Source organism: Vibrio sp. R-1, from assembly GCF_035615595.1.
Taxonomy (GTDB): Bacteria; Pseudomonadota; Gammaproteobacteria; order Enterobacterales; family Vibrionaceae; genus Vibrio; species Vibrio cholerae.
Window position 1 is genome coordinate 1 of sequence record NZ_WPDC01000251.1, and the last position, 763, is coordinate 763.

General features: G+C 34.9%; 1 protein-coding gene. It reads right to left on the minus strand.

Annotated elements, in window-relative coordinates; all coding sequences use genetic code 11:
- Nucleotides 1–674, minus strand: a 674-nt coding sequence (locus tag GOU96_RS17925; protein ID WP_095482532.1) for a hypothetical protein, incomplete at its 3' end; no start/stop codon positions are given.
- Nucleotides 675–763: the final 89 nt, after the last annotated feature.

A 763-nucleotide genomic window follows, 5' to 3' on the forward strand; every position in this document is an offset into this window, starting at 1 on the left:
AGGATATTTTCCCAATGAGCTGAGTTTGCAAATTTTCTAACCTGATTGTATGAAAAACTCTCTCGGCTTGTGTCTCCAAACTTATTTGAAAACATAAATATAAAATTTAATGCACTCTCTGCTGCCCAATTCGCACACCCGGCACTAAGTATTTTTCCTGTCCATAACGGGGCCCAATCAGCAACAAGAGGATTAAGATTAAATTTCCCTTTAAGTTGTTTAACTAACTTAATAGGTTTTACATTACCAACATAATTGATCTCTATTGGCTGAATAAATGGCTTATAATGTACTAGAGCATTCCTTAATTTAATTAGAAGATCTACACTCTGATATGGCTCAATTGATTTATCAAATGGTTCTTTTTTCAGTAAATCCAAAATGATACTGTACTTATCTATAATTGACTGCTTTTCGAAACTAGTAACATCGAATTTCGCTAAAGTACTATTTGGTAGCTCTGCAAGTGTTAAGTGAGAAAACTCATTTATATGTGCTTCGAGCGCACATACAGAAGATATAATTGCATTCATTACAAATGAATCATGCGCAACACGTTGAAAATACTTATCTTTAGAACTGGCACATTCAATTTTATTTGCCATTTCAGCGAAAAAGAACGCTGACTCAAAATGGCTATGTGATAAATAATCTGTATGTTCTTGTTGTATCAAACTTTACCATCCTCTAACGCCCGCCTAAGGGGCTGACAACGCATTACACTAAACTCAACCACAACAACCGAAACCATTTCAGCTCATTG